This window comes from Acetomicrobium mobile (assembly GCF_937920065.1).
Genome location: NZ_CALETC010000318.1, coordinates 1 through 6,964, shown reverse-complemented (window position 1 = coordinate 6,964; position 6,964 = coordinate 1). Strand labels below are relative to the sequence as shown.

General features: G+C 44.5%; 4 protein-coding genes and 1 tRNA gene. All 5 read left to right on the top strand.

Going from position 1 to position 6,964, the window contains the following annotated elements:
* Positions 1-588: 588 nt before the first annotated feature.
* A complete protein-coding gene (gene mgtA, locus Q7P41_RS12100; RefSeq protein WP_303884584.1) occupies positions 589-3,141 on the top strand; it encodes a magnesium-translocating P-type ATPase in 2,553 nt (850 codons plus the stop codon).
* An 87-nt stretch (positions 3,142-3,228) separates the two neighbouring features.
* Positions 3,229-3,313 (top strand) — tRNA-Leu (locus Q7P41_RS12095).
* Between the two features lie 280 nt (positions 3,314-3,593).
* Positions 3,594-5,696, top strand: coding sequence for an acetate--CoA ligase family protein (locus Q7P41_RS12090; RefSeq protein WP_303884583.1), 2,103 nt, complete (start codon positions 3,594-3,596; stop codon positions 5,694-5,696).
* Positions 5,697-5,702: 6 nt separating this feature from the next.
* On the top strand, positions 5,703-6,296 hold the full coding sequence (gene plsY / locus Q7P41_RS12085) for a glycerol-3-phosphate 1-O-acyltransferase PlsY (protein ID WP_303884581.1): 594 nt from the start codon (positions 5,703-5,705) through the stop codon (positions 6,294-6,296).
* Between the two features lie 138 nt (positions 6,297-6,434).
* Positions 6,435-6,964: manganese efflux pump MntP family protein (locus Q7P41_RS12080; RefSeq protein WP_303884578.1), on the top strand; the 530-nt coding region annotated here is incomplete at its 3' end.

Here is a 6,964-nt window from a genome sequence, read left to right as displayed (position 1 = left end):
AATCCGGATTATAAATTGGTACACTTAAAAGCACTGCCTGATGGTGATGAATATTGCGAATTTGCCATTAGGCTTACTACCGAACAGGAAAAAAAGGACTTCTTCGATGAAGATAAAGATTGGAGATACATAGATAGATGAATGATAAGCAATTAAGAAGGAATTGAATGTTGCATACGAAAGGACCTCTTTTGCAAAAAGAGAAGAGGGCAAAAAAATTGTTGGAACTGCAGCCGCATTTAAGTGTATTGCTGCAGGTGTCTACAATAAAAGGAACAAGGCGCCTTTACTCTATGCCCTGTGCTTCAAGGAGTTTTCGGTAAGTTCCTCCTGGAAAGATGTTTTCTATACTTTTAGTTGCAGTCTTGGCCCATATAAGGTTTTGTGTCCAGCTTGTCCACTACTATACATGTTCTTTCTCTTTAGATTCTTGTCAAGGATATTTTGAGGATCGCAAGACATAGATACCATTTTACTTTAATTTTAAATGAAGTGGTTCTACGGCTTGACAATGTAAGTTTACTGCAATAATGTGTGGATGAATTTTTGAGGCATTAGACGATTCCAAAGCTGGGAAGGTTGACGTAAATGAAGACTGAAGGATCTTGGAAAGAAGAGCTTGCTGAGTATTGGACAATGCCTGTCGAAGCACTGGCAAATGTATTAGGTGCCAATATAGCGAGAGGACTGTCTGAATCCGAGGCCCTTGAACGTCTGAAATTGGTTGGCCTTAACCGGCTGGATGCTAAAAAACGTTTTTCGGCCTTTTCCATTTTTCTTTCTCAGTTTAAAAGCCCAATTATCATAATCCTCCTCTTTGCAACCGTTGTTTCCGCCGTGGTGCAGAGTTTTGCGGATTCTGCGATAATATTGACCATCGTCTTCCTTAGCGCAGTTTTGGGTTTTTTCGAGGAATATAGTGCTAATAACGCCGTTGAAAAGTTGCAAAGAAGGGTTTCCGTGCAATGTAAAGTGATACGGGAAGGACGGGAACAATTCATCCCTATGGAAGAAATCGTTCCAGGAGATGTCGTTCTCCTTTCTGTGGGCAGCCTTATTCCTGGAGATGGCATAGTCATTGAATCAAACGGCCTTTTTGTCAACCAGGCTATAATAACGGGTGAAGACTTCCCTGCAGAGAAAAAACCGGAAACGACTAATGCCCAGAGCAGCCTTTCCGAACGCAAGAACACGGTGTTCATGGGAACGAGCGTTGCAAACGGCAGTGGTAAGATGTTAGTCATTGCGACAGGGCGGGACACTATTCTTGGGCAAATTGCACATCGGCTCAGGATTCGCCCTTTGACCACGGAGTTTGAACGCGGTATTCAGCGTTTAGGGTATTTCCTCTCGGAAATAATGCTCATTTTAGTCCTCGGAATTTTTATCCTAAACGTGGTTTTCAAGAGATCTGTTTTGGATTCGCTCCTTTTTTCGGTCGCATTGGCCGTAGGACTCACACCTCAACTTCTACCCGCGATAATTGTCACGAACTTGTCCAAGGGTTCAAAGCTCATGGGTAAGGCGGGGGTTGTCGTACGTCGCCTTGCGGCCATAGAGAATTTCGGAAGCATGAATGTCCTTTGTATGGATAAGACGGGGACAATTACCAAGGGGACTGTGGAGTTAGAAGGTGCCTACGACGCTGACGGAAAACCTTCTGATTTGGTTTTCAAGGAAGCCTATACCAATGCGAAGTTGCAGGCTGGCTTTGTCAATCCCCTGGATGAGGCCATTGCCTCAGCACGACAGCTAGATATAAGTGATTTTCAGAAGATCGGCGAGGTTCCATATGATTTTGAGCGCAAGCGCCTCACGATAGCTGTTCAGGAAAACTCTGCTACTACAAAAACTTCATATATAATCACGAAAGGTGCACTCGAAAATGTCCTCGAAATCTCATCTTCCATTCATAAAGACGGAAAAATTCTTCCCCTTGATCAGGCTAAGCTTGATGGCATTCTTGCCTTGTATCGCACCTGGAGCGAGCAAGGCTTCCGAGTTATCGGAGTGGCACGAAAAGATTTGGCCCCCGATATCACATGTTCGAAGGAATGCGAAAAAGATATGATCTTCATCGGTTTTCTGCGTTTTTTTGATCCGCCAAAGGAGGGCATAGAAGACGTCTTATTGGAACTTAAAGAATTAGGTGTAAACCTCAAGATCATTACTGGGGACAACAGATTCGTCGCTGCCCATGTCGCCTCTTCCGTTGGTTTAAAGGTGACGAAGATCTTGAGCGGAAAAGATTTGGATGCCTTGAGCGATGAAGCTCTTCTTCGGATGGCTGAAGCGGCTGAAATATTTGCTGAGGTAGATCCTCGCCAAAAACAGCGTATTGTCATTACCCTGAAAAGAATGGGCAACGTAGTGGGTTTTATGGGCGATGGTGTAAATGATGCCCTTGCACTTCACAGCGCAGATGTTGGGATCTCTGTGGACAGTGCGGCCGATGTCGCCAAGGATGCTGCCGATTTCGTCCTCCTTGAGAAAGACCTTAAGGTGCTCAAAGATGGGGTAATCCAGGGAAGACATATTTTTGCCAACACGCTGAAATACGTCTTCATGGCTACCAGTGCAAACTTTGGCAACATGTTCAGTATGGCTGTAGCGTCCATTTTTCTCCCCTTCCTTCCCCTATTGCCCAAACAAATTTTGCTTATCAATTTGCTGACCGACCTTCCGGAGATGACCATCGCTTATGACCGGGTAGACCAAACATATATCAAAGCTCCTCACCGTTGGGATATAGGTTTCATTCGTCGCTTCATGGTTACCTTTGGCCCGTTGAGCTCGATCTTCGATTTTGCTACATTTGGCTTGCTCCTTTTAACTAAAGCTAATCAGGTTTTATTTCGAACAGGTTGGTTCGTGGAGTCTGTACTTTCTGCCGCGACAGTGATATTTGCCCTTCGTACTCGTTTACCCTTCTATCGTAATTCCCCGGCAAAATCTCTACTGTTGGTCTCTATTTGCGTTATGGTTTTTGTCCTTTGGCTCCCCTATTCATCTGTGGGGCCAATTATGGGTTTTGGCCCTCTTCCGCTTTATCTCATTGTGGCCATTTGCGTTATAGTGATGGCTTATTTCTCTTCCGCTGAGCTTATGAAACGTATTTTCTATAGCCATAGGAAGGATTGAGTAGAGAGATAGAAGTTTCCCTTTGGTTTTAAGTGAGGTAACCCGTCTTGACGAATAAAAATATGTTGCGTATAATGCGATTGCAACGCCGAGGTGGTGGAATAGGTAGACACGCACGTTTGAGGGGCGTGTGGGGTTTCCCGTGGGGGTTCAAATCCCCCCCTCGGCACCATGAATTGAAAATAAAGCAACAAAGAGGAGCTTGAGCAAGCTCCTCTTTGTATTGTAGATTACTTATAATTGCATATTGATGGAATGTTTGATAAGACATCCCTGTCATTACTCTCCTTTACTCCTACCTTTTTACTCATCAGAATGAGGCAAGTCACCGGGTCAAGCATTTTCTCTGTCTTAAAAACTCTCGTGGCCTCCACCGAGTTTATAGCATGTGATACTATATTATCAGTCATGATCGACGGAGTTTTTGAGTGAGCAGAGGGGGGGAGGTTTATGTGTCGCTTAATGTGGGTTTAGATCGTCTTTTTAAGCCACGAAACATCGCAATAGTTGGCGCCTCGTCTAACCTGGATAGCATATCGGGCAGGCCTTTAAAGTTGTTAATGCGATATAAATACAAAGGTGGCATTTTCCCGGTCAATCCTAAATATGATTCCCTTCACGGTTTTACTTGTTACCCCGACGTACGTTCGCTCCCAGTGTCTCCTGACGTGGTGATTGTAGGAGTAAGGGCAAGTTTGGTCCCTGGAATTTTAGAGCAATGTGCTGAAAAGAAGGTTCCCTTTGCGGTTATATTCTCCTCAGGATTTGCAGAAGCGGATGATCCCTACTTGCAGGAGAGGATCGTTTCAATAGCTAAAGAAGGAGGCATACGCCTAGTAGGACCGAATTGTCAAGGCCTTGTTAACTTCGTGGATGGAATCCCTTTAAGTTTTTCCGCTTCCCTCGATGACGAACCGTTAGAACCGGGAAATATTGCCTACATTTCTCAAAGCGGTGCCTTCGGGTTTGCATCTTTTGCCTTGAGTGTAGACAGCGGCGTTAAATTTCGATATGTTGTGACGACAGGAAATCAAGTAGATCTTGATGCGGTAGATTTTGGGCAGTATATCATCCAAGATGAAGAAGTAAAGCTACTCATACTTTACTTAGAGGGCTTGCAGGACGGACCCAGGTTTCTCGAGCTCGTCAAAAGGGCTCGTGAGAAAGAAATTCCTGTGGCAGTTTTAAAAGTAGGTAAAAGCGATGTTGCAAAGGAAGCGGCAAAAAGTCATACCGCTGCTTTGACTGGAGATAAGGTCGTTTGGGATGCTGTATTTAAACAGTACGGCGTGATTGGCATTTCGGATGTAGAAGACATCATAGATCTCGGACATGTCTTTTCATCTCCCAAAAGGGCTAAGGGTAAAAACGTCGCCATTCTGACCACTTCAGGTGGAGCGGGCATAATCATGACAGATTTGCTTGACGAATATGGCTTGAAAGTTCCCATTTTGAAGCCTGAAACACAAGAAAAGATAAAACCCTATATTCCTTCCTTCGGTTCGTCTTTAAACCCCGTAGATATGACTGCCCAAGTCATCAACGATCCTAAGGGGTTTCCTGGTTGCTTGGATGCCGTACTGGAATGTTCGGATATAGACATGGTGACGGTCATAATATCTATGATAACCGGGGAGTCGGGAAGGCAGATGACGAAAGACCTCATAGCGGCAAATGATCGCACTTATAAGCCTATAAACTGTAGTTGGTTGATCGACCGAAAACATGGAGAGGAGTTCTTGCAGCAACTTAAGGCAGCTGGTGTTCCCCTATTTCAGAGCCTTAGAAGAAGTGCCTTTGCTTTGAGCGCCCTTGGAAAGTGGAATGAAATATTATCCAAATCTACGGTGGAAATTACCGTAAAAGGTGAGCCTTACCTGCCGAAACTTCCATTGATGATGACTGAATATGATGCTAAAAGGCTTTTGGAGCATTGGGGGGTTCCCGTTACTCGAGAACGGTTATGCCTCTCGTTGGAAGAAGTATTGTCAGCCTCTGAGGAGATAGGGTATCCTGTCGTTTTGAAGGTAATGTCCCCAGATATCTTGCATAAGACGGAAGCAGGCGTCATAGCTTTGGGGCTGAGCAGTGAAGAGCAAATACGAAATGCGTACGGCAGAATATTGGAAAATGCCAATAAATATCGTCCCGACGCGCGAATACAGGGAGTTTTAGTTCAGGAAATGGTAGATGATGGATTAGAGTGTATGGTTGGGATCAAAAGAGATCCGATATTTGGTCCCATAGTAGTCGTTGGGCTTGGAGGAATATATGTCGAGGTGTTAGGGGATGTGTCCCTGCGCCATGCACCTATTGATGAAACAACGGCTTATGAAATGATCAGAGAACTAAAGGGATTCCCGCTTCTTGCGGGGGCCAGGGGCAGGAAGAAAAAGGATATTGATGCCTTAGCCAGGGTGGTCAGCTTGGTGTCAAAAATTGCGTGTATCGAGTCTGATCTTCTTGAGCTGGATGCAAATCCCATCTTTGTGTTGGACGAAAATAAAGGAGTGATCGTTGCCGATGCCCTGGTGTTACGCAAAGCGAAGGAGTGATAGCCAATGGTAGTATTGTTAGTGATTTTGGCTTATCTTCTGGGTTCAGCGCCAATGGGTTATTTGGTCGTCAAAATTGTAAGGGGCGAGGACATCAGAAATTATGGATCCGGCAACATTGGTGCGACAAACGTAGGAAGGGTCATGGGAAAAAGGTGGGCCATTGTGGTCGGGATCTTCGATATCGTAAAGGGAGGATTGGCCCTATTGATCGCTAAAATGCTCGGGGTAACTTCTCCTCAAGTTTTGTCCATCATGGGCGTGGTGGCGGTATTGGGACACAACTTTCCAGTATGGTTAAAGTTCAAAGGAGGAAAGGGAGTGGCCACTACCTTTGGAGTTATATTCATGTTTCATCCTCTTGCTTCGATCATTGGGGGAATATTGTGGTATTGCATAATGAAGATAGGTCGCTACGTTTCTTTAGCATCAATGGTTTCCCTAGTTTCCACGCCTTTATGGCTAGTGCTTCTTGGTTCAAACAGGGCTTATATTATGGCATCGTCTTTCTTGGCGATTCTTACCATAATAAGGCACCACGCCAACATAAAAAGACTTCTTACTGGGACCGAGCACAAAGTTGGTGAGCGCGTCGCTTAAAGTCGTCTTAATTCGAAATTAAAAGTTGAATCCGATAGGACCCTTGGGAATGTGAAGGACAAGTCTTTTTAAAGCAAGGAAATTTTTAAATGCTCGTATTTTAAGTATTAGTGTCATTGTTAAAGGGGGTTTTTGTGCTTGCCAATTCTTTACGTTCTTTTGATTGCCTTGTCCCTATCTATGGATGCTTTTTCGGTATGCTTGAGCGTTGGGGCTTGTCGAGGAGGTAATTATTTTGCATCTGCCCTAAGGATGGGCAGTGTTTTTGGTTTTTTTCAGTTCGCCATGCCTATTTTGGGCTATTTTTCGGGATGTTGCGTGTTGCGCAAGTTTTCGCCCTATGATCAATGGATGGCCGCCTTAATCCTCATATTTGTTGGCGTAAAAATGATCATTGACTCCCGAAAGGATCGAAAGTGCAATGCGAAAGATCCCACTAGCGGGATTACTTTATTAATGCTCGCAATAGCCACTTCGATAGATGCCTTGTCCGTTGGTATTGGAATGGCCGTTACGAATGTCTCTATAATTTTTTTATCTTCAGTAGCGGGTATTATTACCTCAGGCATGTGTTTATTAGGCGTATATTTTGGCCGAATTTTGGGGTTTCTTTTAGGACCATCTGCCTGTATGTTGGGCGGGTTGGTCATATGTGCCATAGGTTTGAA

Bases quoted from the DNA above. Each gene is read 5' to 3' on its own strand.
- mgtA (WP_303884584.1), top strand. From the start codon at position 589: ATGAAGACTGAAGGATCTTGGAAAGAAGAGCTTGCTGAGTATTGGACA.
- plsY (WP_303884581.1), top strand. From the start codon at position 5,703: ATGGTAGTATTGTTAGTGATTTTGGCTTATCTTCTGGGTTCAGCGCCA.